26 protein-coding genes are annotated in these 26,792 nt (G+C 33.0%); 13 read left to right on the forward strand and 13 right to left on the reverse strand.

Annotated elements, in window-relative coordinates:
• Positions 1-159: 159 nt before the first annotated feature.
• Entirely contained in the window at positions 160-918 is a 759-nt protein-coding gene (gene yaaA, locus ACEN92_RS08905) for a peroxide stress protein YaaA (RefSeq protein WP_495642017.1), read from the reverse strand.
• 329 nt (positions 919-1,247) lie between these two features.
• On the opposite strand from yaaA, the gene ACEN92_RS08910 reads away from it, so the two are divergent.
• Positions 1,248-2,675, forward strand: coding sequence for a CCA tRNA nucleotidyltransferase (locus ACEN92_RS08910; protein ID WP_495642018.1), 1,428 nt, complete (start codon positions 1,248-1,250; stop codon positions 2,673-2,675).
• Positions 2,676-2,779: 104 nt separating this feature from the next.
• Positions 2,780-3,805 (forward strand): COX15/CtaA family protein, encoded by a 1,026-nt coding sequence (locus ACEN92_RS08915; protein ID WP_495642019.1) that lies wholly within the window; start codon positions 2,780-2,782, stop codon positions 3,803-3,805.
• On the opposite strand, the gene ACEN92_RS08920 is transcribed toward ACEN92_RS08915, so the two are convergent.
• The 9 genes from ACEN92_RS08920 to ACEN92_RS08960 form a co-directional block, all read right to left on the reverse strand.
• A complete protein-coding gene (locus ACEN92_RS08920) occupies positions 3,786-4,553 on the reverse strand; it encodes a LytR/AlgR family response regulator transcription factor (RefSeq protein WP_495642020.1) in 768 nt (255 codons plus the stop codon). The genes ACEN92_RS08915 and ACEN92_RS08920 overlap by 20 nt on opposite strands.
• A 34-nt stretch (positions 4,554-4,587) precedes the next feature.
• The gene (locus ACEN92_RS08925; protein WP_495642021.1) at positions 4,588-4,956 is read right to left on the reverse strand and encodes a 2TM domain-containing protein; all 369 of its coding nucleotides are present in this window, start codon (positions 4,954-4,956) and stop codon (positions 4,588-4,590) included.
• Between the two features lie 18 nt (positions 4,957-4,974).
• Positions 4,975-5,280 carry a 2TM domain-containing protein gene (locus ACEN92_RS08930; RefSeq protein WP_495642022.1) on the reverse strand — a complete coding sequence of 102 codons (306 nt, stop codon included), beginning with the start codon at positions 5,278-5,280 and terminating at the stop codon, positions 4,975-4,977.
• 2 nt (positions 5,281-5,282) lie between these two features.
• A complete protein-coding gene (locus ACEN92_RS08935) occupies positions 5,283-5,612 on the reverse strand; it encodes a 2TM domain-containing protein (protein ID WP_495642023.1) in 330 nt (109 codons plus the stop codon).
• 2 nt (positions 5,613-5,614) lie between these two features.
• Positions 5,615-5,917 (reverse strand): 2TM domain-containing protein, encoded by a 303-nt coding sequence (locus ACEN92_RS08940; RefSeq protein ID WP_495642024.1) that lies wholly within the window; start codon positions 5,915-5,917, stop codon positions 5,615-5,617.
• 2 nt (positions 5,918-5,919) lie between these two features.
• On the reverse strand, positions 5,920-7,278 hold the full coding sequence (locus ACEN92_RS08945; RefSeq protein ID WP_495642025.1) for a histidine kinase: 1,359 nt from the start codon (positions 7,276-7,278) through the stop codon (positions 5,920-5,922).
• A 22-nt stretch (positions 7,279-7,300) separates the two neighbouring features.
• Positions 7,301-7,924: a hypothetical protein gene (locus ACEN92_RS08950; protein WP_495642026.1), complete on the reverse strand. Its 624-nt coding sequence runs from the start codon at positions 7,922-7,924 to the stop codon at positions 7,301-7,303.
• Positions 7,925-7,967: 43 nt separating this feature from the next.
• Complete coding sequence (locus ACEN92_RS08955) at positions 7,968-8,375, reverse strand: DUF2141 domain-containing protein (protein WP_495642027.1); 408 nt, start codon at positions 8,373-8,375, stop codon at positions 7,968-7,970.
• A gap of 285 nt (positions 8,376-8,660) precedes the next feature.
• A complete protein-coding gene (locus ACEN92_RS08960; protein ID WP_495642028.1) occupies positions 8,661-10,826 on the reverse strand; it encodes a TonB-dependent receptor in 2,166 nt (721 codons plus the stop codon).
• A gap of 137 nt (positions 10,827-10,963) precedes the next feature.
• On the opposite strand from ACEN92_RS08960, the gene ACEN92_RS08965 reads away from it, so the two are divergent.
• From ACEN92_RS08965 to ACEN92_RS09010, 10 genes are all read left to right on the forward strand, one after another.
• Positions 10,964-11,422: a DinB family protein gene (locus ACEN92_RS08965; RefSeq protein ID WP_495642029.1), complete on the forward strand. Its 459-nt coding sequence runs from the start codon at positions 10,964-10,966 to the stop codon at positions 11,420-11,422.
• A gap of 34 nt (positions 11,423-11,456) precedes the next feature.
• On the forward strand, positions 11,457-12,068 hold the full coding sequence (locus tag ACEN92_RS08970; RefSeq protein ID WP_495642030.1) for a hypothetical protein: 612 nt from the start codon (positions 11,457-11,459) through the stop codon (positions 12,066-12,068).
• Positions 12,069-12,083: 15 nt separating this feature from the next.
• Positions 12,084-12,545 (forward strand): YciI family protein, encoded by a 462-nt coding sequence (locus ACEN92_RS08975; protein WP_495642031.1) that lies wholly within the window; start codon positions 12,084-12,086, stop codon positions 12,543-12,545.
• Positions 12,546-12,554: 9 nt separating this feature from the next.
• Positions 12,555-13,130, forward strand: a complete 576-nt coding sequence (locus ACEN92_RS08980) for a sugar O-acetyltransferase (RefSeq protein WP_495642032.1) — start codon at positions 12,555-12,557, stop codon at positions 13,128-13,130.
• Positions 13,130-13,519 (forward strand): SMU1112c/YaeR family gloxylase I-like metalloprotein, encoded by a 390-nt coding sequence (gene gloA2 / locus ACEN92_RS08985; RefSeq protein ID WP_495642033.1) that lies wholly within the window; start codon positions 13,130-13,132, stop codon positions 13,517-13,519. The genes ACEN92_RS08980 and gloA2 overlap by 1 nt, the downstream gene beginning before the upstream one ends.
• 221 nt (positions 13,520-13,740) lie before the next feature.
• A complete protein-coding gene (locus ACEN92_RS08990; protein ID WP_495642034.1) occupies positions 13,741-15,021 on the forward strand; it encodes a chloride channel protein in 1,281 nt (426 codons plus the stop codon).
• 4 nt (positions 15,022-15,025) lie between these two features.
• Positions 15,026-15,625: an HPP family protein gene (locus ACEN92_RS08995; protein WP_495642035.1), complete on the forward strand. Its 600-nt coding sequence runs from the start codon at positions 15,026-15,028 to the stop codon at positions 15,623-15,625.
• A 218-nt stretch (positions 15,626-15,843) separates the two neighbouring features.
• Positions 15,844-16,383 carry an IS1096 element passenger TnpR family protein gene (locus ACEN92_RS09000; protein ID WP_495642036.1) on the forward strand — a complete coding sequence of 180 codons (540 nt, stop codon included), beginning with the start codon at positions 15,844-15,846 and terminating at the stop codon, positions 16,381-16,383.
• Positions 16,384-16,496: 113 nt separating this feature from the next.
• The gene (locus ACEN92_RS09005; protein WP_495642037.1) at positions 16,497-16,856 is read left to right on the forward strand and encodes a four helix bundle protein; all 360 of its coding nucleotides are present in this window, start codon (positions 16,497-16,499) and stop codon (positions 16,854-16,856) included.
• Positions 16,857-16,900: 44 nt separating this feature from the next.
• Positions 16,901-17,959 (forward strand): nucleoid-associated protein, encoded by a 1,059-nt coding sequence (locus ACEN92_RS09010; protein ID WP_495642038.1) that lies wholly within the window; start codon positions 16,901-16,903, stop codon positions 17,957-17,959.
• Between the two features lie 68 nt (positions 17,960-18,027).
• Here the strand turns inward: ACEN92_RS09010 and ACEN92_RS09015 are convergent, their stop codons facing one another.
• Both ACEN92_RS09015 and ACEN92_RS09020 read right to left on the reverse strand, forming a co-directional pair.
• The gene (locus ACEN92_RS09015; protein WP_495642039.1) at positions 18,028-18,435 is read right to left on the reverse strand and encodes a response regulator; all 408 of its coding nucleotides are present in this window, start codon (positions 18,433-18,435) and stop codon (positions 18,028-18,030) included.
• Between the two features lies 1 nt (position 18,436).
• On the reverse strand, positions 18,437-20,146 hold the full coding sequence (locus ACEN92_RS09020; protein ID WP_495642040.1) for a PAS domain-containing sensor histidine kinase: 1,710 nt from the start codon (positions 20,144-20,146) through the stop codon (positions 18,437-18,439).
• A 164-nt stretch (positions 20,147-20,310) separates the two neighbouring features.
• Here ACEN92_RS09020 and typA point away from each other — a divergent pair, with 164 nt between their 5' ends.
• A complete protein-coding gene (typA, locus tag ACEN92_RS09025; RefSeq protein WP_310281382.1) occupies positions 20,311-22,107 on the forward strand; it encodes a translational GTPase TypA in 1,797 nt (598 codons plus the stop codon).
• Positions 22,108-22,218: 111 nt separating this feature from the next.
• Here the strand turns inward: typA and ACEN92_RS09030 are convergent, their stop codons facing one another.
• Positions 22,219-26,742, reverse strand: coding sequence for an FIDD domain-containing protein (locus ACEN92_RS09030; protein ID WP_495642041.1), 4,524 nt, complete (start codon positions 26,740-26,742; stop codon positions 22,219-22,221).
• Positions 26,743-26,792 lie beyond the last annotated feature (50 nt).

A 26,792-nucleotide genomic window follows, 5' to 3' on the forward strand; every position in this document is an offset into this window, starting at 1 on the left:
AAAAAGCCGGATAATTCATTACACCCGGCTTTTTGTTTTTATAATTATTGCCGTATAGAAGGGATTGAAATCCCTCCCTACAATATAAACCGAGTCTACGACTCTTTAACAAAAACTTAGTCCCTTAGCGACTAGCTTTCTTAGAAACTTCAAAAAAACCTATCTTGTAAAAACCAAATGATTTCCTTTTGAAAGATTTCCATCAAACTGATATCCATCGTAATTAAAACCTTTAAGATCATCAATAGTTTCAGCATTGGTATCGATTATATAACGCACCATCATACCTCTCGCCTTTTTAGCAAAAAAACTGATTATTTTAAGTTTTCCATCTTTGTAATCTTTAAAATCCGGAGTAATTACAGGAACTTTTAATGCTTTTACATCAATGGCCGAAAAATATTCATTGCTGGCTAAGTTCACAAACAGCTCCCCTTTTGATAATTCTTTATTCAAAGCTTTTGTTACGGGCGTTTTCCAAAAATCATGTAAGTTTTTATAATCGCCAACTGGCAGTTTTGTCCCCATTTCCAAACGATACGCCTGCATTAAATCCAAGGGTTTCAAAACTCCGTAAAGTCCTGATAAGATTCGAAGCTTATCCTGCAAAACATCTAATTTCTCTAACGGAATTGTATACGCATCTAAACCCGTATAAACATCCCCATCAAAAGTATAAACCGCCGGGCGGGCATTTTCAGAAGTAAAAGGAGTTTTCCAAACCTGATTTCTTTGCCAGTTCAAATCAGCTAATTTTTCGGAAATCGACATTAATTCAGCTAAATCAGTCGGTTTTTTAGGTTTTAAAACTTTATGAACCTGACGTGCTTCTTTCAAAAAAGACGGCTCAGTATATTGGGTAGTTGGTAATTCTTTTTCGAAATTTAATGACTTCGCAGGCGATATAACAATTTTCATTTGTATGTTTTTCTATGACTCAAAAATACAAATTGAAATTATAAAAAACAGCAATACGAATTGATTTATTCGATGGTGTTATAAATGTTTTTTTACCACAAATTGCATAATTCCCGCAAATTTCTATTTTTTAAATTTCAATATAATTTGTGAAAATTTGCGCAATTTGTGATTGCCTTTTTCTACTTTGACAAAATTCAATACTCAAAATTTTCAATTTCTTTAAAAAAGTGAGCTATAGATTATAAAAGGCGTATTCTATGTTGTAAATTTGCACACGTTTCAATTTCTTCGGAAAGTGAAACATTTATTTTAAAATTAGTGAATTCGTGGCTATACAGACAAACTACAAAGCAGCTTTACAACATACAATCTTCGGAATTATTTCGCAGGCATCTCAGGAACTAAACGTGGACAGTTACGTTATTGGCGGTTTCGTCCGTGATTTGCTTTTAAACCGTGGTTCTAAAAAAGACATTGATGTTGTGGCAGTTGGCAGCGGTATCGAATTGGCTTTAAAAGTATCTGAACTGCTTCCCAAAAAACCAAAAGTACAGGTTTTTAAAACCTACGGAACTGCAATGTTACGCTTTGAAGATACTGATATTGAATTTGTTGGCGCCCGAAAAGAATCTTATAATTTCGATAGCAGGAACCCTCTTGTTGAGAACGGAACTCTGGAAGATGATCAAAACCGTCGTGATTTTACAATAAATGCTTTGGCTTTATCATTAAACGAAAAAACTTTTGGAGACCTTTCTGATCCTTTTAATGGTTTGGCAGATTTAGAAAATAAAATCATTAAAACACCTTTAGATCCAAATATTACTTATTCTGATGATCCATTGCGAATGCTTCGCGCTATCCGTTTTGCGAATCAGTTGGGTTTTGAAATCGAGAAAAATTCGCTTGACGCCATTACTAAAAATGCAGAGAGAATAAAAATCATTTCAGGAGAACGCATTGTTGATGAATTAAACAAAATTCTTTCGACTGATAAACCTTCTGTCGGATTTTTACTTTTATACCAAACAGGACTTTTAGATATTATTTTACCTGAATTAACTGCATTGAATCAGGTGGAAGAAATTGAAGGCCATACCCATAAAAACAATTTCTATCACACACTGGAAGTTGTCGATAATATTTGTCCGAATACGGATGATGTCTGGTTGCGCTGGTCGGCTTTATTGCACGATATTGGAAAAGCACCAACAAAACGTTTTAATAAAAAACAAGGCTGGACTTTTCACGGACATGAATTCTTAGGTGGAAAAATGGCTAAAAAAATATTCGAACGACTGCACATGCCGTTAAACCACAAAATGAAATTTGTGCAAAAAATGGTAGTTATGAGTTCCCGTCCGATTGTTTTGGCGCAGGATCTTGTAACAGACAGTGCTGTTCGCCGTTTGGTATTTGATGCCGGCGAAGATGTCGAAAATTTAATGACTTTATGCGAAGCTGATATTACAACCAAGAATCCATCGAAGTTTAAAAAATACCATAAGAACTTTGAGATTGTCCGCAAGAAAATTGTTGAAGTTGAAGAACGTGATCAGGTCCGTAATTTTCAGCCGCCAATTTCCGGTGAAGAAATTATGGAAATGTTCGATTTGAAACCTTCACGTGAAATTGGAGTTTTGAAAGAAGCCGTAAAGGAAGCAATTTTAGAAGGGGAAATCCCAAATGAATATCAGGCAGCTTATGATTTTATAATAAAGCGAGCTGAGAAATTGGGTTTAAAAAAGGTTTAAAGCAACAAAGGCACAAAGTAATAAAGGTTTTTATTGAATATTAAAATATATAAAGTTTCAAAAGACAAGTTTTCTAAACTTTGAAACTTTGCTACTCAAAAAGAATGAAAAAACATTTCCCTGCAATCGCAAAAACAGCATTAGTTTTAGTTTATTTAGTAATTGTCGCCGGAGCTTTGGTTCGTATGACAGGTTCCGGAATGGGCTGTCCGGACTGGCCAAAATGTTTTGGTTATTATATTCCGCCAACCGATTTAAAAGAATTGACATGGGCACCAAATCGTGATTTCGAAAAAGGGCAGGTAATTATTAAAGATGAAACACTTTTAGTCGCTAAAGATAATTTTACCACTCAAACAGCTTTTGATGCTTCGCATTGGGAAAAATACACTAAACACGATTATGCGATTTTTAATCCTCTGCATACCTGGATTGAATACATAAACAGGCTTTGTGGTGCTTTGGCAGGGATAGCGTGTTTTTTCATGGCAATTGCCTCCTTCAGATTTTGGAAACAAAGCAAAAAAATCACTTTGCTTTCCTGGTTAGTCGTTTTTATGATGGGTTTCCAGGCCTGGTTAGGAGCTAAAGTAGTTTATTCGGTATTAAACCCAATAAAAATAACGGTTCATATGGTAATGGCGTTGGTAATTGTGGCTGTAATTTTATATATTATCCAATTGGCAAGGCCAAAATTATCTGCGGTAAGATACAATTCAACATTTAGAAATGTACTTTTATTTTCCCTTTTATTGACTTTGATTCAGGTTGCAATTGGAACACAAGTGCGTCAGTTTGTGGATGAACAGGTAAAAAACGGTCTGACTGCCAGTATTCTTTGGCTACAAGATCCTTCTATTACATTTTACGTTCACCGCTCGTTCTCAATTTTAGTGTTGTTTGTGAATTTGTATTTATATGTTAGAAATACCAAATTAGGTTTAGGTTTTTCAAAACAAAAATGGGTGCTTTTTATAATTACAATTGAAATTATAACCGGAATTGCGATGGCATATTTTGATTTCCCAATAGGAAGTCAGGCGATACATTTGGTTTTGGCTTCTATCCTGTTCGGAATTCAGTTTTATATGATTTTGGAAGCTAAGAAACCTACCCCAGCCAACTCTTAAAATCCTGAACTTTTTCGCGGCTTACTATTACCTCATCTTCTTTGTAGGTTGGTAAAATAACTTTTAGACGGGAATTGGTATACACCTGAATCTCTTTTATCGCCTGAAGCGGAACTATAAATTTTCTGCTTACGCGAAAGAAATCCTTCATGTCCAGTTCTTGTTCCAGAATCTCTAAAGTCGAGTCGATTAAATAGTTTCTGTTATCGGAAGTATGAATGTATGTTCCTTTATTTTCACTGAAAAAACATTCAATTTCATCAGTTGTGATAACTTTTAAATGCTGCCCGATTTTAACCGTAAATCGTTTTTTATAGTTTTTCTCGAAAGGATTTGACAACATTCGGCGTATTTGTTCAAAATCAAGCTGAAGATTACTCGTTTCTGATTCCGGTTTAGGCAAACGTGATTTAAATTTTGTAACTGCTATATCTAAATCATCTTCGTCAATAGGTTTTAAAAGATAATCTATACTATTCAGTTTAAAGGCTTTTAAGGCATATTCATCATACGCTGTCGTAAAAATAATGGCACTTTTGATATCTATTTTTTCGAAAATTTCAAACGATAAACCGTCAGACAATTGAATATCCAAAAATATTAAATCAGGATGCTGGTTATTGGCAAACCAATCAATTGATTCTTCTACAGAATGCAGCATGGTTTCTACTGCAATATTTAGTTTTTCAAGCTTTCGCTGCAGCAATCTGGCTGCCGGCTTTTCGTCTTCGATAATTAATGTGGTCATTTAATAGAATGCAAAATTAAAAAATAGTTTAAAATTACTGCCATTTATTGGTATTCGCCTGATCTTTGTTCATGTATTTTTGAATTTTCTTTTCTTCCCAATTTTTATTAAAAAAGATATCAGGTCCAAATACGGTGAATGCATGTATCACCAAGGCTATTCCCCAATATATCGCCGTAGAATAAGTATGCCAATCGAACAATCCATTTACATGAAAGTAATTTCCAATAAAATCATTATTTAAATTAGAAACTACCATAATTACATTTACAATAAGATAAATTCTTAAATGCGAATAAAAACCTTTTATTTTTTTTACTTTCCTGTAAGCAGCATTAAAGCTTTCGTCATTGGTAAATTCCTGTGCATATTCTTCGTACATGTGTCTTCTAAAACGTCCCATTTTATTTTGATTTAAATATTATTGCCATTTGTTTCTATTCTCTTTTTCCTTATCCATAATCTCTTTAATTTTTCGTTCTTCCCAGCCTTTTCCTAAAACCGGAAATACTTCAAAAACCTTCAATCCATGAAAAACGACGCCGACTCCCCACCATATTAAAGGCCAATAAAACCACAAATGATGAGGTGTTGTGTATAAATTGATAAAAATCAAAACTATATTTACACCTATAAAAGACGTAAGATTGCCGTAAAACCCTTTAATATTCTCAACTTTCTTTTTTGCCAGATAATATTTATCTTCTTCGTTATAATTTATTTCCATGATTACTCCCATTTTTGTTTTTTTGTTTTTTTCTCCAAAAGACTTTTTACCTTTCGCTCCTCCCATTCTTCTCCAAAAATTTTAAAAGAAGCAAATATATTTACCGCAGAAACTAAAAAAGCCGTTGTCCATATACACATTACAAATCCGTTGATATATTTTAACGGGAAAAAATTTAACGGAACTTCAAAATATTCTTTCAGAATGTAAATGATAATTCCAATAACATAAATAAACGTATGTGTGTAAAACCCTTTAAGTTTCATTACTTTTTTGGCTGCTATTTCATGTAACTCTAACTCTTCCCGATTATTTCTGAAATTTGATTCCATAATTATTTCCAGATTTGTTTGTTATTTTCTTTTTCCAGAATTTCTCTGATTTTTCGTTCTTCCCATTCCTTATTAAAAAGTGGTGAAAAACGAAACACTTTCAATCCATGTAAAACTATCGCAATTCCCCAGCCAAACAAAGAGTACCAAAAATATAGATAACCGGGCGAAGTCATAAGATTTACAACTATTACAATTGGATTACAAAGTAAGTATACCGTCAAATGGGCATAAAAATCTTTAATTTCTTTCACTCTTTTTTGAACCTGATAATAACGTTCTGCTTCCGCATACTTCGATTCCATAATTATTTCCAGGTTTGCTTATTATTTTCTTTCTCTAATATCTCTCTGATCTTTCGTTCTTCCCAATCTGAACTGTAGCCAAAAACTTTAAAAGCATGCATTACTACTCCAAATCCCCAGCCTAAAGCCGAAAACCAAAACCATTGAAATCCAGGAGAATACCTCAAATTTATAAAAATTAAAAATGGAACTATACAACAATACGAAATTACATTTGCATAAAATCCTTTTAGTTCTTCTACTCTTTTTTTAGCTCTGAAATAAGCTTTATTTTCATCATTATAATCTGCACTTGTATCCATAAATGATATTTGTTTAGTTAAAATTGGAATTTTAACGGTAAAATTTTCTTCATTTTGTTCAATTACCACTTTTCTGTCGGTTATGATTCCGTATCTGTTTACTATGTTTTGTAAACCAACTCCCTGTCGATCCTGCAATACCTCTTTCTTCTGAAAATCATTTTGAATGGCGAGATAATCCCCATCAATAAAAATTCTGATATGCAGTGGTTTTTGCTCACTTACAATATTATGCTTCACTGTATTTTCAAGTAAAAGCTGCAATGATAACGGAACCACTTTTGCATCGGGATTAATATCTGTTGTTGGCAATTCGTAAAACAAACTATTCTCAAAACGCATTTTCAGCAAGTTCATGTACGTTTTTGCGAAAGACAGCTCGTCTTCAACAGAAACCAGTTCTTTATCTTTTTGTTCTAAAACATAGCGATAGATTTTAGATAAAGAAGTTGTAAATCGCTGTGCATTATCCGGATTTTCCTCAATCAGGGAACTTAAAACATTTAAACTGTTAAAAAGAAAATGCGGATCGATTTGATTTTTTAAACTTTCGAATTTAGCATTTGCTGTTCCTGCAATTATCTTTTGCTGCGTTACTTCAAATTTTGATGCCTGTTTCCATTTTACCATAAAACTTCTGGCCTGCATGAAAGTGGAAACTCCTAACGATAAAATGATATAAAAAAGATGCACCCAGATCATTCTCTCGCTAAAGAATTTGTCTAAAGGCATATTTTGCAAAACAACATGGATGTAGTAATTTATTCCTAAAACTACCGGGACTGTGTACATAACAGTAACCATTATTCCGTAATAAACTCTCAGATTTGTTTGCTGAAGCCAATCCCATTTTCTATCTAAAAGAACATTAATATATCCGTTTCCAAAACCTACTCCAAAAGAATAAAGACAGCTTATGAAAAAAGTTATAAGAACATTTTCAATATTTAAATCGTCTCCTAAACAAGCTGAAAAGATCACTGTAAAGATCATGGAAATCTTAAACGAAACGATTGTTCCGCTTTTTAAATCTGCATATGTGTTTCCAGTATCTTTCATTATAATCAACTTAAATTAGTTTTTATTTTTTGCAATTTTTTTGAGCTTCCAAAGCTCTTTCCAATCCCCATTTTGGAGAAAAAGGAGTTTCCGGTTTAAAAGTAGCAAAAAGTTCAACAGCTTTATCAACCTGAGCACATAATGGTTTTGTATCAACACCTGTCCATTTTGCTCCTCCTAACTGATAATCAGCTTCACCAAAAACAGCTCTCGGATTATTTGGATCCAATGCTTTGGCTTTAGCATAATTCTCCATTATTTTACCGGAATATTTTTGGGCATTTGTCATAGGATCCTGTACAACCCAAGCTGTATAAAGTAAAGCCTGCAAAACATATAACTCTGAGTTATTCTGGTCTTTTATGAATTCAACATCAAGTACATCCTGCGCTTTTGTCAATAACAAATCAACTTTGGATTTATCTTTTTCTGAAAAAGCACTTGTTGTGTTAACTAAGGCAACATAGTAATTTGGCAGCCAGCTTGTTTTATCAGCCGAGGCTATTCTTTCGAACATTGCAGAAGCTTCTGTGTTTTTTCCTTCTTTCCAAAGCCCGAAAGCTTTTCCCATTCCTTGTTCAAATTGCGTTTGTGCAGAGGTTATTACTACTGCAAATAATGCTGCCAAAGTGATGATTTTTTTCATTTTATAAGTAATTTTAAGGTTATTTTAATTTGTTGATTACTATTTATAATACAATTTCAATTTTTGAATCTTTATTGATAACAAATTTAGCGTCTTTATATGCAGGAGGTCCCATAAATCCCTTAGCATTGTTTGAAGCTGCATAATCTTCAGATGGTATTCCCATCATATTTTTATCCAATTTTCCGTTTTTGTTTTCATCGTGATAGGTTGAAATCGCATATTCTCCTGCGGGAAGATTGGCAAATGTGACAACAGCTTCATTGTTTTTAATTTCAGCAGAAAGGCTTTTATAAGTCGCTTGAAGAAATGTACCTTCTGAGTTATATAAACCTACTTTAACAACTCCTGCATTATTTTTTAAACCTGAAACAGAAACAGTTAGTTTAACATTTTGAGCAGAAATTATACTGCAGATAAACAACATTGTAATGGTAATAATTTTTGTCATGATTTTCTTTTTTTAAGGTTTTAAGTCTCCAAGTTTTTTTTAAAGTTGCTAGGTTTTTTCTTAGTCTCTTAGCAACACTTAGCGGCTTTTAATTATTGATGATTAAAACTCTGTTTGTTAATTTTATACTTCAAAAGTATATCGAATTTTATTGTTTTAAAATTAAATGATACTGAGTTGTTGAATTTGATGACTGAATTGTTTTTTTTTCTGAGGAACAGAGGTTGTGAGTAGCAAAGGTTCAAAGGAATTAAAACCTTTCTCACTTTGAACCTTGCATCTTCTTTAAAGATTCTTCAACTGATTCTCGTTTTTATTCTGACTGATTGTCCAGAAGAACCCAACAAAGAAGAATCTGTCTGCAGTGGGCACAACGGCTTGTCTGTTAAAAACTCCGTTTGCATCCGCTGTTCTTGCATAATCATATCCGAAAACATTCTGGCTTCCTAAGATATTTGAAACTGAGAAATAAAGGATTTTTTGTGTTGTTAATAAATAGGCCCAGTTAAAACTTAAACTGTTATACGATTTTGTTTTCCCGTTCATGAATTGTGTCTGATTTGGATCATTATAAGGTCTTCCTGAACTGTAACTATTTGTGAAACCAATTTGTGATTTCCAATCGGTAATAAAATATTTAGTCACAATTGACAAACTATGATTGGCAATAAAACCTGGTGTTGCCATAGTTGGGAAGTTTTTATATTGTCTTTCCGAATCGATATAAGAATAAGAAATCCAGTATTCTAAGTTTTTATGCAAATTGCTGTCTCTCCAAAACAAGTCCAGCCCTTTTGCATAACCTGAACCATTATTATTGAAAGCCGAATTGTATTGAATATCTCTTGTATCATATTGAACCAGATTGCTGTAATCCTTATAATAAGCTTCGGCTCTAAAAGTCTGACCAGGTTTTGTAAATTGATAGTTTAAGATATAATGTCTTGCCTTTTCGCTCTCGAACTGATGGTATTTTGAATATTTGATGTAATCAACAACCGGAGTCTGAGAAAAATCTCCATAAGCAAAAGAAAACTGACTGCTTTTAGAAACTTTATAAGCAATTGAAGCTCTTGGTGCAATATTGGTTTCGTTTAACAGACTGTTATTCGAAAGACGCAAACCTACTTTTGCAGCAAAATTTTTAGAAAACAAAATATCTCCTTCGGTATAAAATGCTGCAATATTTGAATCATAACCATTTGAAACCTTAGCTGAGATATTGTCATCAAAATTTTCATTGAATTTCGTAATGAAATAATCAGCCCCAAAAGACAATTTAAAATAATCAGAAACATTTTTTCTCAACTTTAATTTCAATTGAGCTGCATTTTCATCATTATCAATATCGTTAATATCAAATTTGATTTTATTTTTACTGTATCCATAACTCATTCCTGATGTTAATTGCCAGCCCGTTCCAAAAGAACCTTTATAGGAAGCATTCAGATAAAAATTATTGTTGTTTAAATCTGTTCTTACTTTATCTTCAAAATTGATGTTTTTCTGATTCAGATCAAATTTAGAAGAGTCAAAAGCAGCGTATAATTTAAAAATTCCGTTTGTAAAATGATAACGGTAAACAGTCTCACCAGACAAAGATTGGTAAGGACTGTTCCAATCTACGTTTTGAGGAATTACAGCCTGATATGGCGCCAGATTAATATAAGTTGCATTAACGCTCAAGGAACTTTTTTTCCACTTTTGAGTATTTCCCAAACCTAAACCAACAGTCATTAAAGCAATATCTGTTTTGTTTTGATCCGGTTCATCTTGTGTATTCAGCAATAAAACACTTGATAAAGCTTCGCCATATTCTGCAGAATATCCTCCTGTAGAAAAAGCAATTCCGCTAAACAAAAAAGGCGAAAATCGGCCTCGTGTCGGTAAATTATTGGTTGTTGCCCCATAAGGCTGTGCAACACGAATTCCGTCAACAAAAGTCTGCGTTTCGCTGGCTTCTCCTCCACGAACAAACAAACGTCCGTCTTCACCAACAGTCTGCGTTCCCGGCAATGTTTGTAATGCTGCAATAATATTTCCGGCAGAACCCGCTGTGGTTACAATATCTAAAGGTTTTAAAACTGAAACCCTGGCTTTATCTCCTGATTCTAGTGTTCCGGCAGTAATTACAACTGCATCGAGAGCATTTACATTTTCTCTAAGTTTAACAGTTTGACCTTTGAAATTAGTAACATCAATTTCTTGTTTATATGTTTCATAAATTAAAAAACTCACTATTAAAAACTGATTTCCTGTCGCCATAGTTTCAAAAGAAAACTCCCCTGTTTCTGAGCTTGTCGCTCCGTCATAAGTTCCGTCAATGTAAATATTGGCTCCGGGAATTGGTTTGCCTTTTTGATCAACCACTTTTCCGGAAATGGTATTCTGTGCAAAAATAAAAGCCGTTGTAAATAAAAATGCAATTGTAAAAAGTAACTTGGTTTTCATATTATTTGATTTTGATGAGACAAATATATTTTAACAGTTTTAGTTAAAAAACATTTAATAACTGAATTGTAGAATTTTGAGGATGAGTTGTAAATTACTTATTTGTATCTTAGCTTTTAAGTATAAAACTAATGATTATGTCAGAAAGTAAAAGAGTTTCGAATTTATATCAATCCATTTATAATGGAAATCCGTGGCTGGAAGTCACTTTAGCAAATACTTTAAAAGATGTAACTGCAGAGCATGCCTACAGGAAAATAAATCCTAATTTAAACACGATTTGGGAAATTGTCAATCATCTTATACAATGGAGAAGGAATATTTTAAGACGTGTTCAGGGAGAAACAGTTACGACTCCTGATCATAATTATTTTGTCCCTGTCTTAGATCCATCCGAAGCAGCCTGGGAGCAATCGCTACAAAGTCTGGCAAAATCACAAGAATCATGGAATGCCTTTTTTGAGGATTTTGATGATACGGATTTTGAAAAAATATATGTGAATAATAATCATACCTATTACGAACATATTCACGGAATCATTCAGCATGACGTTTATCATTTAGGGCAAATTGTGATTTTGAAGAAGCTTTTGTAAAAAATTAAAGATTGGAGATTAAATAGTAATTCAGATGAAAAACATTGATAAAGTACAAAATTTACTTCCTTTAGGTTATCTTTTTCTTGTCATACTGGGAATAGTAAAAGAAAGTATATTCTATTATCAAATTGGAATAAATATTATTAGATATTCATCCATAATGGACATTCTGATAAGTCCAATAGCTGCAATTACTTCTCATCCTATATTTTTTATATTCATAATACTATTGTTTATTTTTTTCTTTAAACTTCCACAAATCTTGCTGAAAAATGAAGATAAAGAATGGCTGCATAAACTTTTTGGATCAAAGAGCATTAAAACTGAAGCATCAGAAAGTGAGAGAACAGCTTATTATAATAGCATTACATTAGAATTTTTTAGTTTTTTTTTAATATCCATTTTTCTGGGATACGGACTGGCAGATGGTAAATCTATTTCCGAAAAAATAAAAAACAATAAAATAAACTATGATTACAAACTGAATTATAGTGATGAAAAGTCTGAAAATGTTTATATAATTGGTTCCAATACTGCTTACTATTTTTATTTAACAGAAGGAAACCCAACTATCAAAATTGCACCTGTAACCTCGATCAGGAATTTGGAACTGATAAATAACAGAATGCTGAATAAAAAATAATCGATACCACTAAAGATGAAAAAATCAGTTTTAATTTTACCCCTATTTCTTTTGCTTTGCAATTTTGGATTCTCGCAGGAAACTGAAATAAAATTCGACGAAAAACTAGCAAAATCCTTAAATGCTGATGAACGCGGAATGAAAAAATACGTCTTCTGTCTCTTAAAATCGGGAACCAACACAACCGCATCAAAAGAAGAAACCCAAAAATTATTTGAAGGTCATATGTCCAATATCAATAAATTAGCTAAGGAAGGAAAATTGGTTATCGCCGGGCCTTTCATGAAAAACGACAGAAATTACAGGGGTATTTATGTTTTTAATATTGAAACAATAGAAGAAGCCAAAGCACTTGTTGCCACAGATCCCGCAATTCAGGCAAAATTACTGGAAGCCGAATTAACACCTTGGTATGCAACCGCAGCTTTGCAGGAAACTTTGAAAATCCACGAAAAAATTTCTAAGAAAAAAATATAAATGCCTTATATGAAGACAGAAAAGGAGAAAATGATTTCCGGAGATTACTACGATGCCTTTGACCCCATTTTAGTAAAAGAACGCCGGAAAGCTAAAAATCTATTGCATCGCTTGAATGTCACAGAATATCGTGTAACAAAAAAAGCTAAAGAAATTTTAGCAGAATTAATTCCCAATACAGATGCGGGATTTTATATAGAACCCCCTTTCCATTGTGATTACGGCTATAATATTATCTGTGGCGAAAACGTTTATTTTAATGTGAACTGTGTAGTTTTAGACTGTGCACCTGTAAATATCGGCTCGAATGTATTTATTGCGCCTAACGTGCAAATTTATACTGCATCACACCCGCTTGATGCTGAGTTGCGAAAGACACATGAAAATGCTTTGCCAATTTCTATTGGAGACGATTGCTGGATTGGCGGTAATTCTGTAATCTGTCCGGGAGTTAACATCGGAAAAGGCTGTGTTATTGGCGCTGGATCTGTAGTCACAAAAGATATTCCTGATAATTCACTTGCAGTTGGAAACCCGGCAAAAGTTATCCGAAAATTAAATCAGGAACCTGAATCAAAACTATAATGCTTACCTTAAATAAAGTTCACCACATTGCCATTTTATGTTCAGATTATGAGAAGTCCAAAACTTTTTACACCGAAGTTTTAGGATTAACCATTATTAGAGAAATTTACCGCGAAGAACGCCAGTCATACAAACTTGATCTGGCTTTAAACGGAATTTATATTGTCGAACTATTTTCGTTTCCTGATCCTCCAAAACGTCCTTCAAGACCTGAAGCTGCTGGTTTGCGCCACCTGGCTTTTGAAGTAATCAATCTGGATCAAACTGTTGCTTTTTTAAATTTAAAAAATATTGATTCAGAACCCATTCGAATCGATGAAACTACAGAAAAAAGATTCACATTTATAGCTGATCCTGATTTTCTGCCTATTGAGTTTTATGAGAAATAAATTAAAAACATTAAAATTAAAACAGAAATCAAAATAAAAATCTTCGCAATTCAAATCCTGTGAGATATTTCATCGTTATGCTATTAAAAACATACTGAAAGAATTTTCTTATATCTATAATTTTAACATAATATACTGAGCATTTTTTATCAAAAACCCAATTTGATTCTCTAATTTTGTGAACCGCATAAAAATAATGCGTTCTACAAAATTTATTTCTGATGAACAAAACGGCGCAAATCAAAAAAAATCATCAATTTATTGTACTTCAAAAATTAATTATTGTTTCTCTGTTAATCGGTTTTCTTTCTGCCTTTTTAGGGATTTCATTGAAAAAAATCACTGAGTATTACGAGGAAATTTTTTTTCATCAAGTCTCAGTAAACCCAATATTTTATGTCATTTTTCCGGTTTTTGGATTATCTGTAATTTATTTTCTAAGACAATATCTTTTTAAAAAGAAAGAAAACAAAGGAATCAAAGAAGTTTTTGAAAGCACACAATCAAAATCCAAAAATTTACCAACTTACAAAATACCATCACATTTTATAAACGGATTATTAACCGTTATTTTTGGAGGCTCAACAGGAATCGAAGTTTCGACTGTTGTGGCTGCTGCAACAATAGGTTCGGTAGCACAGCAAAAAGAAAATGTTTTTCGTCAATACAAAACAGAATTAATTTGTGCTGGTGTTGCAGCCGGAATTACGGCTTTATTCAGTAGTCCGATTGCCGGAATTTTATTTGCTGTCGAAGTTATTTCCCGAAAAGTAACCCGTGCTTTTATCATCACAAATATAATCGCTGTCTCAATTGCATTTGGTCTGATTACCATTTTAAAAGAAGAACCTTTATTTACCGTTTCAATTACAACCTGGCACTTGAAAGCCATTCCGTATTTTATTCTTTTAGGAATTTTAGCAGGAATAAATTCGGTTTATCTTACCCGTTGTGTATTGTTTTTCAAATCACAATTTGGCAAAATTCAAAAACATTATTACAAAATCATAATAGGGTCTCTTGTTTTAAGCATTTCTTTATTTGTATTTCCACAGTTATATGGAGAAGGCTATCATTCAATAAAAATGATTTTTAGTGATTCAGGTCAGCTTCCGCTAACTATTACTTTAGGTTTTACTTTTCTTGGAATTTTACTTTTAAAACCTATCGTAACTTCTATAACTTTGGCTTCGGGAGGCGATGGAGGTGTTTTTGCCCCTAGTCTTTTCATTGGTGCTTTTTTAGGATTATTGCTGGCTTCAATTTTAAATACCTTTTTTAACACACAGGTAATTCCGGTGAATTTTATGATCATTGGAATGGCTGCTGTACTTAGCGCAAGTATTCATGCTCCTTTTACAGCCATATTTTTAGTTTGCGGATTAACAAATGATTATACTTTATTCTTTCCTATTCTGGTAGTTTGTCTGATTTCGAAATACACGGCAAAAATCATTTATCCTTACACAGTTTATACGTATTCTCCAAGTTTATTAAAATAAAAAGATGCCTGTTCAAAAAATAAAAAGAAGTTACCGTAAAACACGTTACATTCTTTATAAGGAAACTTTAATTGATTATAAAGAACAATTTTGGTCGTTTTTAGGATCATTTGTAGGTATCGGAATTCTGGCTTATATTCAATCAATACATTTTTCAGGAAATGATGCCGTCTATTTAATTGGTTCATTTGGAGCTTCGAGTGTATTGGTTTACGGTATTATTCAAAGTCCTTTTTCGCAGCCTCGAAACTTAATTGGCGGTCATCTTGTTTCGGCATTCATAGGTGTTACCGTACACAAACTGGCTCCGGATATTATCTGGATTGCAGCTCCGCTTGCTGTATCGCTAGCCATAATTTTAATGCAGATCACAAAAACACTACATCCTCCCGGAGGAGCCACAGCCCTTATTGCTGTCATTGGTTCGGACAAAATAAAAGGTTTAGGATATATGTATGTCGTTTCCCCAGTACTCATTGGAGTAATAATTTTGTTTCTGACAGCATTAGTTTTCAACAATATGACTTCCAGCAGAACTTACCCAAACCACAGTACTTATCATAAACATTATCACAAAATCAGAAAGAGACTGACTGGAAAATAAGTTTGGTTTGTCATTTCGACTTAAGGAGAAATCACACGCGTAACTCGCCAAAGATGGGCGATTTTCTTTGCGGAGCTTCTAGTGTGATTTCTCCTTAAGTCGAAATGACATGCAAGCCGAAAATTTATCAGCTAAAATCTTTTCAACAAATCGTAATTCCTAATTCGTAAATCATAATTTATATTTTACCTTTGGCTTTTCAAAAAAATACAAAGATTATGGTTTATAAATTTAGAGTGATTCTAGACGCCGAAGAAGACATTTTTAGAGACATTGCAATTCTTAAAGACGATACACTGGAGGATTTACACAATGCTATCTTCAACGCTTTTGGTTTTGACGGAATGGAAGTTGCTTCGTTTTATACCTGTGATGAGACCTGGAATCAGGAAGATGAAATTCCGCTTTTTGACACTGGCGATGTACCAGGAGAACAAAAAACTATGGGCGATTATCAATTATCTGATATCTTAGATCAACAAAACACCAAAATCATTTATGTATATGATTTTATCAATATGTGGACATTCCTTGTAGAGTTGGCTGCTATTGAAGATCAGATTGCAGGAGCGACATACCCGGAAACTTTATTCTCTCACGGAGAAATGCCCGAAGATTCAGGAGAGAAAAACTTCGAAGCTGATATGCATGACGACATCTACGGCGAATTTGAAGATGATCTGGATGAAGACGATCTTGACATGTTTGAAGGAGATGACAGTTTTGAAGATTTCGGTTTTGAGGAAAATTGGAATTAAAATTTAGGTTCATAGATCAGAGTTACAAAGGTTCATAGGTTTTATTAAAATTCCTGATTTTTAACAGTACGAATATTCCTATATTTGTGTTTGATTTTTTTAAATATAAAAATATGAGTACTTTTAGAGGCCTTTTAATCTGGCAAAAATCAATGGCATTGGTAACCGAAATTTACCAATTGACAAGTTTATTCCCAAAAGAAGAAATTTATGGACTAACTTCACAAATTCGAAGAAGTTCAATATCAATACCAAGTAATATTGCCGAAGGATATGGCAGAGACGGAAATAATGATTACCTAAGATTTTTAAATATTGCTATTTCATCCTTATTTGAAATACAGACTCAACTTGAAATTTCATTCAATTTAAAATACATAAACGAGAATCAATTTAATAAAATAAACGAAGAAAGCAGAGAAATAGAACGAATGCTAAGTGTATTTATTCGAAAAATAAAAGAACGAAAGTAAACCTTTGTTACTTTGAACCTTTGCAACTCTCAACCTAAAAATACATGATCAACTTATTCAACACCCACATCGAGACGCTTGCAATACACCGCGTAGGAAACAAAAGCAGAAACGAAGCCATTTTTTTGTCTGAACAGCCTTTTAGCTTAAATGACGAAATTGTTCCTCTGATAAAAGAATATTTTTTTAAGCCTTTTAGGGAGAAAGAAGAAAACTATTACCAGTTTGCGCACGAAGTCGATTTGGATTATAACGACATGTTTAAATATGCTACGGAGATTTTTGATAATCCTGGTAATTTACAAGAAATTTCTAAAAAAATCACGACACATTTATTCGAGCAGTCAAACCATCCGCACATTAAAAACGGAGAAGTTTATGTAACATACTTAACGAATTTAAGTATTGACAATAATGTTGTTGATGCTATCGGAATTTTCAAAAGCGAGCTGCAATCAGACTTTTTGCAGTTTGAAGAAAAAGACAGCAATCTGGAGATGATTTTACAACAAGGAATCAACCTGAGTAAATTAGATAAAGGCTGTTTGATTTTTAATTATAAAAAAGAAGAAGGTTACAAAATTCTTACTGTAGACAGCAACCGTTATGATGCGCGTTATTGGTTAGAGCATTTTTTATCTGTTGATGCTTTTGAAGATGAAAACTTCATCACTAAAAAATACCTGAAATTCTGTCAAAACTTCGCAAAAGATGTGGTGTTACCCGCAGAAGACAAAAAAGAAGAAGTGATGTTTATGAACCGATCTGTGAACTATTTTGCAAAAAATGATCAGTTTGAAGAACAAAATTTCTTAAATGAAGTATTAGACAACCCCGATTTAATTCCGGAATTTAAAAACTACAAAGTTGATAAAGGAGAAAAATACAGCATTGAAGATATAACCTCATTCCCTATTGCCAACGCAGCAGTTTCAGATGCCCGAAAATCAATTAAAAACGTTATTAATCTGGATACGCACATTCAGATTAAAATGGATTTCATCAATCCGGAAAGCGCTGAAAAATTTGTTGAAAAAGGCTGGGATGAAGAAAAACAAATGTATTACTACCTGGTATATTTCAATAAAGAAGAAAAAAGCTAGAGCCATTTATTTTCTTACTTACTAAAAACAAAAAACCTCGATACAAGTTAGTATTTGAGGTTTTTTATTTATAAATCCATTTTATTTTTAAGATATTCCAGCATAGCCTTTGTTATTGGTTTAGAAAGAAAATCTTTAATTATTGGGTACTTCTTTGCTTTGAGCAAATCTTCAGGATTAATCGTAGAAGATAGAACAATAACATTTACCGAATTAAATTCATTATAAGCCGGGGATGTAAAATAATCTAAAAATTCCCAGCCTCCCATAACAGGCATATTTAAATCGAGAAAAATAAGCTGTGGTTTTTTAACTATTTTGGCTTTATTGTATTTTAAGGTATTAAAGTACAATAAAGCTTCTTCGCCATTTTGAGCTGTAATGATTTCATTTGAAAAAGAAGACTTCTCAATTACTTTTTTAGACAGCATTAATGTAATAGGATCATCATCAATACATAAAATTTGTTCCATCATATTAGTTTTTAAATGTTATGATAAATGAGGTTCCTTTATTCACCTCGCTTTCTACACTAATAGTCCCACCCATAGTTTCAACCTGGGATTTTACAAGATATAAACCAAGACCTTTACTGTCCGGATAATTGTGAAATCTTTGATATAATCCAAACACTTTATCCCCGTTTCTTTCTAAGTCAATTCCGATTCCGTTATCGCTAAAAGTTAAAAAAACTTTTTGATCAATCTGTTCTGCAGTAATAGAGATTTTTAATTTTCTATTCTCAGATTTGTATTTTATAGAATTCGTCAGCAAATTTAATAATATGCTTTCGATATAGGCTTTATTTGTATTAAGTAAAGGAACTTTATCTAATTTAAGTTTTATTATAGGCTTATGCGCTTCTATTTGAAAGGATAACTGGCTAAATACATTTTCAAAAACTTCACTCAGGGAAACCATTTCTTTTTGCATCGAAGAGTTATCCTTTATAATGATGACTTTTACTAAATCATTAATTGTTTCATTTAAGAGATGCGTAGATTTATTAAAACCATTTAATATCTCTTCCAATTCAGAGTTTTCAATAGGTATATCTTCAATTAAGTTTAACAAACCGATTAAATTAGATAATGGAGCTCTAAGATTATGTGAAGTAATATAAGAAAATTGCTTTAAATCTTTATTATTCTGAGTCAACTCACGTATTAAATGCTCTTTTTCAGTTTCTAATTTTCTTTCCTCAGTAATATCCTGCTGAATAGAGATCCAATGTGATATTACACCTTCAGCATTAAAAATTGGAATCATTGAAAAACGAACCCAATATTCTCTTTTATTTTTACTGTAAGTTATGGTTTCAATCAAACATTCTCTTTCTTCTTTGATTGCTTTCAATATTTTTTTTAATGCTGCAGGATCAGAATTTGGCCCTTTAAAAACATTTGGCGACTGGCCCAGAATTTCATCAGATTCATAACCCGACATTTTAGAAAATGCAGGATTCACATAAACAATTCTTGGAATTTTACCATCTGTAGAATTTGCTTCGGTAATCAGAATAGAATCTTTTGATTGGGTAATAACAGTTTCTAAAAGTTTAAGTCTCTGCTCCTCTTCTTTTTGTTTTGTAATATCCTGAATAGCACCGATCATCCTGACACTCTTACCATTTTCGTCTTTTAAAAGAAAACCTCTGTCCAAAACATATTTGTAAGTTCCATCAGCACATCTGAACCTGTATTGATCCTGCCATTTTTCTGTTTTAAGTTCAATAAAAGAATATAATTTGACGGACATTTTTATAGTGTCCTCAGGGTGAATTTTATCAAACCACCATTGTGAAGTCATCCCTACTTCATCATGCTTATAACCAAAAACATTTTCGATACCTTTATTCCATGTAATATAATCTTCCTGTATTTTCCAGTCCCATATTGTATCACTTGTAGCTTTTGCAACTATATCATACTTCTCATTAGATTCCTTAATTTCTTCATTATTAAGCTGCATCTTTTTCAGAATAGATACATCTCTTCTTTCATTTTTCGACAAAATATAATTAAAGATTGCACCAGTAAAAAGAATAAAAAAAATATCCTTTATAAAACTAAAATGGTAAAACTCTACACCTAAAGCACAGTTAACGAGAAATTTATGACATAATATGGCCATAAATAACGAAATGATAACATAGATCAGCGTGATTTGTTTTGGTTTACTTTTCATTACTCAAATATAGGTAAATATACCAAATCTTAACAAATGAAAACTTTAAATCTATAGAATTAAAACTATCCAATTAAACTAATTCATTGACATTACGTAATCTATCTTCAAAACGTTTTTTATATCAAAATAAAGTGTACCTTTGCACCCATTAAAATTCACAGATGGAATCTATTAGAAACATTGCAATTATTGCCCACGTCGATCACGGTAAAACCACTTTGGTTGATAAAATTATGTATCACTGTCAATTATTTCGTGACAACGAAAATACAGGTGATTTAATTCTTGATAATAACGATTTAGAGCGTGAAAGAGGTATTACTATTACTTCTAAAAACGTATCTGTTCAATATAAAGGAACAAAAATCAATATTATTGACACTCCTGGCCACGCGGATTTTGGAGGAGAAGTAGAACGTGTATTGAACATGGCCGATGGTGTATGTTTATTAGTGGATGCTTTTGAAGGTCCAATGCCACAAACTCGTTTCGTATTACAAAAAGCGATTGATTTAGGTCTTAAGCCTTGTGTAGTGATCAATAAAGTTGATAAAGAAAACTGTACTCCTGAAGAAGTTCACGAAAAAGTTTTTGACTTAATGTTTGAATTAGGTGCAGAAGAATGGCAGTTGGATTTTCCAACAGTTTATGGTTCTGCTAAAAATAACTGGATGTCTGATCATTGGGAAAACGTAACTGATAATGTTGAAGCATTATTGGATATGGTTGTTGAAAATGTACCTGCTCCTAAAGTTTCTGAAGGAACACCACAAATGTTGATTACTTCTTTAGATTTCTCTGCATTTACCGGCCGTATTGCTATTGGTCGTTTGGAAAGAGGAATTTTGAATGAAGGTATGCCAATCTCACTGGTAAAAAGAGATGGTACTATCACTAAATCACGTATCAAAGAACTTCATACTTTTGAAGGACTTGGCCGTAAAAAAGTACAACAAGTAATTGCCGGAGATATTTGTGCTATTATTGGAGTTGAAGGTTTTGAAATTGGAGATACTATCGCTGATTTTGAAAACCCTGAGGCTTTGAAAACAATTGATATTGACGAGCCTACTATGAGTATGTTGTTTACAATTAATGACTCTCCTTTCTTTGGTAAAGAGGGTAAATTTGTAACTTCTCGTCATATTAGAGACCGTTTGACAAAAGAATTAGAGAAAAACTTAGCTATGAAGTTAGGTGAAACTGATTCTGCTGATAAATTCATGGTTTTTGGCCGTGGAGTACTTCACTTATCTGTTCTTATTGAAACAATGAGAAGAGAAGGATATGAATTGCAAATTGGTCAGCCACAAGTTATCATCAAAGAAATTGATGGTAAAAAATGTGAACCAATTGAGGAATTGACAATTGATTTACCAGAAACTCTTTCAGGTAGAGCGGTTGAGTTCGTTACTATGCGTAAAGGTGAAATGCTGAGTATGGAAACTAAAGGGGAGCGTATGATTGTAAAATTTAATATTCCATCACGTGGAATTATTGGATTGCGTAATCAATTGCTTACTGCTACTGCCGGTGAAGCTATTATGGCACACCGTTTTATAGGATATGAGCCTTACAAAGGAGAAATTGCCGGACGTAACAAAGGTTCATTGATTTCTATGGAAAAAGGAAAAGCTATTCCTTATTCTATCGATAAATTGCAAGATCGTGGTAAGTTTTTTGTTGAACCAAATGCAGAAATTTACGAAGGTCAGGTAATTGGAGAAAACTCTCGTGGTGATGATATGTGTGTAAACGTAACTAAAGAGAAAAAACAATCCAACGTTCGTTCTTCTGGAAATGATGAAAAAGCAAGAATCATCCCTCCAATTATTTTCTCATTAGAGGAAGCTTTAGAATACATTCAAAAAGATGAATATGTAGAGGTTACTCCAAAATCTATTCGTTTGAGAAAAATCTATTTGACAGAAACTGATAGAAAAAGATTTAAATTCTAATTTATCAAATTCCAATATTTTAAAATCCCAAATTCCAATTACTGGAATTTGGGATTTTTTCTTTTTTTGAAGTTGGAATTTGGAATTTATAGTTTGGAATTTTTTAAACCTTTATCTTTTCAAACTAAAATGTCCTTTTGCTTCCCGGCCATCGTCAAATTTTGCAGTATACCAGTAATCGTCTGCCGGCAACGGATTACCTTGAAATGTTCCATCCCAACCTGAACCTGACGGAGAAATTTGTTTGATCAGTTTTCCATATCTGTCAAAAATATAAATGATTGATTTGGAATAAAAATCAGCACTTACACCTTCCACATTCCAGGTATCATTATAGCCATCATTGTTTGGAGTGAAAAATTTTGGAGCTCCCAGAACTGCAATTGTTTTTTCGGTTATTCCGCATCCATTCAAATCTTTGATATAAATGGTATGAAAACCTACAGCGACATTTTCGAACAAATTTGAATCCTGATAAGGTCCATTTGAATCGGTAAGGCTATAAACGTATTGCCCAGGTCCGGTTATATTTATTAAAACAGAATTATCATTTCTTAAATCCCTAACTTCAATAGCTGCAATTTCAGCAATATCTGATGCCACAACTTTTACAGTCCGCGTTCTGGAACAATTGTTTTTATTTATTACATCGACGGTATAAGTTCCTTGCGTATTAACTTCTATAGAAAACATCGTTGCTTCTGGAATTATGTTTCCATTCAAATACCATTGATAAGTATAATCATCTATTGGTGTACCATCGTTAATATCCGCATCAAGAGTAACCAAAAGTTCCGGCAAATTACTGCAGATAATTTTATTTTCGTTTTCGTCAATGTTTAGATTTATGTTTGGAAGTGGATTTACTATTAAATTGAAAGTAGTAAATCCAAAACAATCATTAGATAAGGAATTTTCGACCCTTGCCCATATTTTTTGATTATTTGGATATCCAATATTTCGATAATTTGAAATATTTGTAATGGCTAATGAATTTCCGGAAACATCAGTTTCGGCCAGAAAATCAGCCTCATTTTTATAATAGTTTATCGTATAATTTGTAGCCGAAGCCGGAAGTGTGTTTTTGATTTCCTGCGTTACATTACTGAAATCAAAACTCGAAATACCATCTTTGTCCGTATTGGATTCATCTAAAAAATCATCACATGCCTGATAATCTGCAATTTGAAAACTATTGGGTATTTGAGTTACAGAAACAATAAGATTCAACTGTGAGATACTAAAACAGCCATTTGCATTTTCAATACGCGCATAAATTGTTTTATCTGAAGAAGTATAAGCTTGGGGATTTACAATTAATGATGAGGCATCTTGTGATTCTGCTCCTGCAATATTAGTGTAGTAACTAAACTTTTCTACAGCTGAATTAACTGAAATGGTATTATTCTTCTGTGTTAAATTGAATATCGAAACCCCGTCTGTATCATCGTCACATTGCACTAAAGTTACAGGAGAATTAATTGTTGGCAATCCTAATATTGTCAATGCTGCTGCATTAGAATACAAGCCGCATGAATTGCCTGTTCGACTCAAAAATACTCTATATTGATCCGTATTCATCGATTGGGAAACATTTGAGACTGCTAACAATGAGGTATTTACTCCCGAATAGGTTACGTTATTAACCAAGTCAGTCCAGGTATTCCCATTGTTCACAGAAACCTGCCATTGATAACCCGATATTGAAGCAGCAACAACTGTAAAAGTTGTATTTTGTAATTCACAAACCGATTTGTTTTCCGGGTGATTATTAATAATTATGGGCGCTGCAATCGCATAATTTAAGTTTGGATTTGTATATCCGATCCCACTTGTAACAATACCTTTTATATTCACTGCTGGAGGGGAAACAGCACCCAAAAATTTATCATTATTAGAATCAATAAACCCTGCTTCTGTTACGTCTGGACACAAATCATTGTCGCTATCCAATTCTATATAATTATGAATACCGTCAGAATCGGTATCAATAATGCTATAATTCAGTTTTGCACTTTCCGGAAAAGTTTCTACTGAATTTACCAGTCCGTTTATTCCAAAATCATTTCCATCAATTATACCATTTAAATTGGTGTCTGCAGCATTACTTCCTGATTCTGTCAGATCGTAAATTCCGTCATTATCACTATCCAAGTCTAAATAATCAGGAACATTGTCATTATCAAAATCCGCAGGTATTAGTCCGTTTACATACGCATCATCAATCCCATCGTGATTAGTATCAATATTAGATACAATCTTAAAGTTTGCGCCTTGTGCTTCAACAGCGTCGGGAACACCATCATTATCACTGTCGAGATCCAACTGATCTAAAACTCCATCATTATCAGAATCTTTAGGAATACAAACCAGATAAAATTTTAATGACGTTCTATTTAATGCTGTGTCGGAAAGATTTTGATGCTTAAAGCTAATCATTTTAGACTGATTCGTTAAAAATTTAAAAGTTCCTGTACCAGCTGTTAACGGAACAGCACCATTTAACCTGAAACGAATTTCAAATGATGAAAATTCAGTTACACCACTTTCATAAAAACCATCATAATTTGTATCAATCAATAATTGATTATTTGGATTTAATACCGTTATAGTTTTGTTTGTTTCTGAATTCACAACATATTCAGCTGTAGAATTCATTAAATCAATTGTATTGCCTGTTGAAATATAATCTAATCCAATTGAAACAGGCTGAGTAAAAGTCATTGTATATTTCATCCAGTTTGTTTTACCTGCGGGCACTTCACTAACAAAACTTCCGTCAGCATTTCCTAAAAAAGGAATACTGCTTGCTGCTGCCGAAGTAGTGACAGTTTGAATAAATGAATTTGTATAAGTACCTATAGAAATAGTATTTGAACCTGAATTAGAAATATCTATATTGTGATTCCCAAATGATTCAGTGCAATTTGTTATTCCATCCTGATCATTATCCAAATCTACATTGTCATTAGTTTTGTCATTATCCATATCTGTGGGACAATCACTAACAGGAATTTCATCAGAAAATAATTCTATACCACAGGCCAACAATGTTGCTTTTACCTTATAATATCCTGGTTGCGTTGGTGAATATGCATTGGAATTAGCACCGGGAATTGCAATATCGTTAAAATACCATTGAAACACATCAAATCCCGTCAGGGAACTTACATTCAATTTAACATTAGGAATACAGCCGAATTGAGATACATTTAACTGCTGGAAATTCACTTCGGGTTTAAAAGTAAAACCTGAGTAATATCCTCCAAATGTTGCCGCACCATCACTGCCATATGCTGCTAAATACAATTGAGAAGTAGAAAAGACAGATACATTTCCGGTTAGCCCGGTTAGAACATAGCATTCATATTCTGTATTTCCTGTGACAGTAGTCGGTCCTAAAACATTTACATTCGGAGGCAGTGTTGCCAAAGTATAAGGAACCTTATTAATTATAAAATTTAAATCTGAACCCGTTTTTGTCGTAAATGTAACCCTGCCTGTAAAAACACGATTGCCAATTGACTCAATAGAAGGAATATTGTCTATTGATTTTGGCGTTTGACAACTTAAAGGCGGTACAAAAAACATTTCCTGATTGGCTTCATCACCCCTTACATCATCCCCCACACTCTGATAGGCGAAGATATTTTTGCTGGAACGGACATACAAATTCCCCTGTGAATTATAATCAGAACCTAAAAGCGAAACATATTCACCCGCATTAATGGTGTAATTTGAAGTTACAGAACCATTTAAAAATATATAGGTATTATCTTCATGGGCAATTAAAATGACTTTTTCTACATTTTGAAAACCTGTGCTTTTAATAAAAATATAATCAGTTCCTGTTCTTTCTGCCGAAACAATTTGATCGAAGCCTAGATCTACATTATTTCTTACTTCTCCATTGGATCCTGCAAAAGAACCACAATTTACAGCTATGGGTTTATTTGACGAAATTAATGCCCCAATAAGTGCATCATTATTCGCAGGCGTGGGACCTTGTACTGCAATAGTATAACTCTCCCCACTATTCAGGGTAATACTTGGTATCGAATTTCCTGTAAGGGTATTATTTATCAAAACTGCTCCAGTTTTGATATCCTTAAAATTGATTACTGTGTTGTTTTCAGTCGCTAAAACTGATGCAAATGTCAAATGCCTGTCTGAATAACCGGTATTTAATTTATTTGTAAAACCGCTAATTCTAAACTGAGTACCCAATGCAGCTAAACCTTTTGAAACTATTTCACTTGATTGGTTACCGGTTCTGTCAATAACTCTGACTGTGGCATACACAATATCTGCTGCTTCAATAATATAACCCCGATTAGATTTGATACTGCTTGCTTCAGTTTGATCAAGAACCAATTGATTTGCATTGTGTGCATTAATGTCAAAAATATAGGGAATATCCCTGGAAACTGTTCCGGTAATAATTGCCCCGCCAATTTCATTTATGCTAAAACCAACCGGAGTTAAGCTTGGAGTAGAAATATAAATATATTGTTCCCCTACAGGCACACCACTTGAAGCCACTACAGGCGGAATATAATGAGTTTTACTAAATTGTGAAAAACTCAAAAGCGGTAACAATAGTAAAGAAAGATATAAATGTATATATTTTAGCATATTTTAAAAGTAATAATTTTTACATTACTTTTAAAACTAAAATAACCTTT

This window comes from Flavobacterium sp. Flavsp81 (assembly GCF_059491325.1).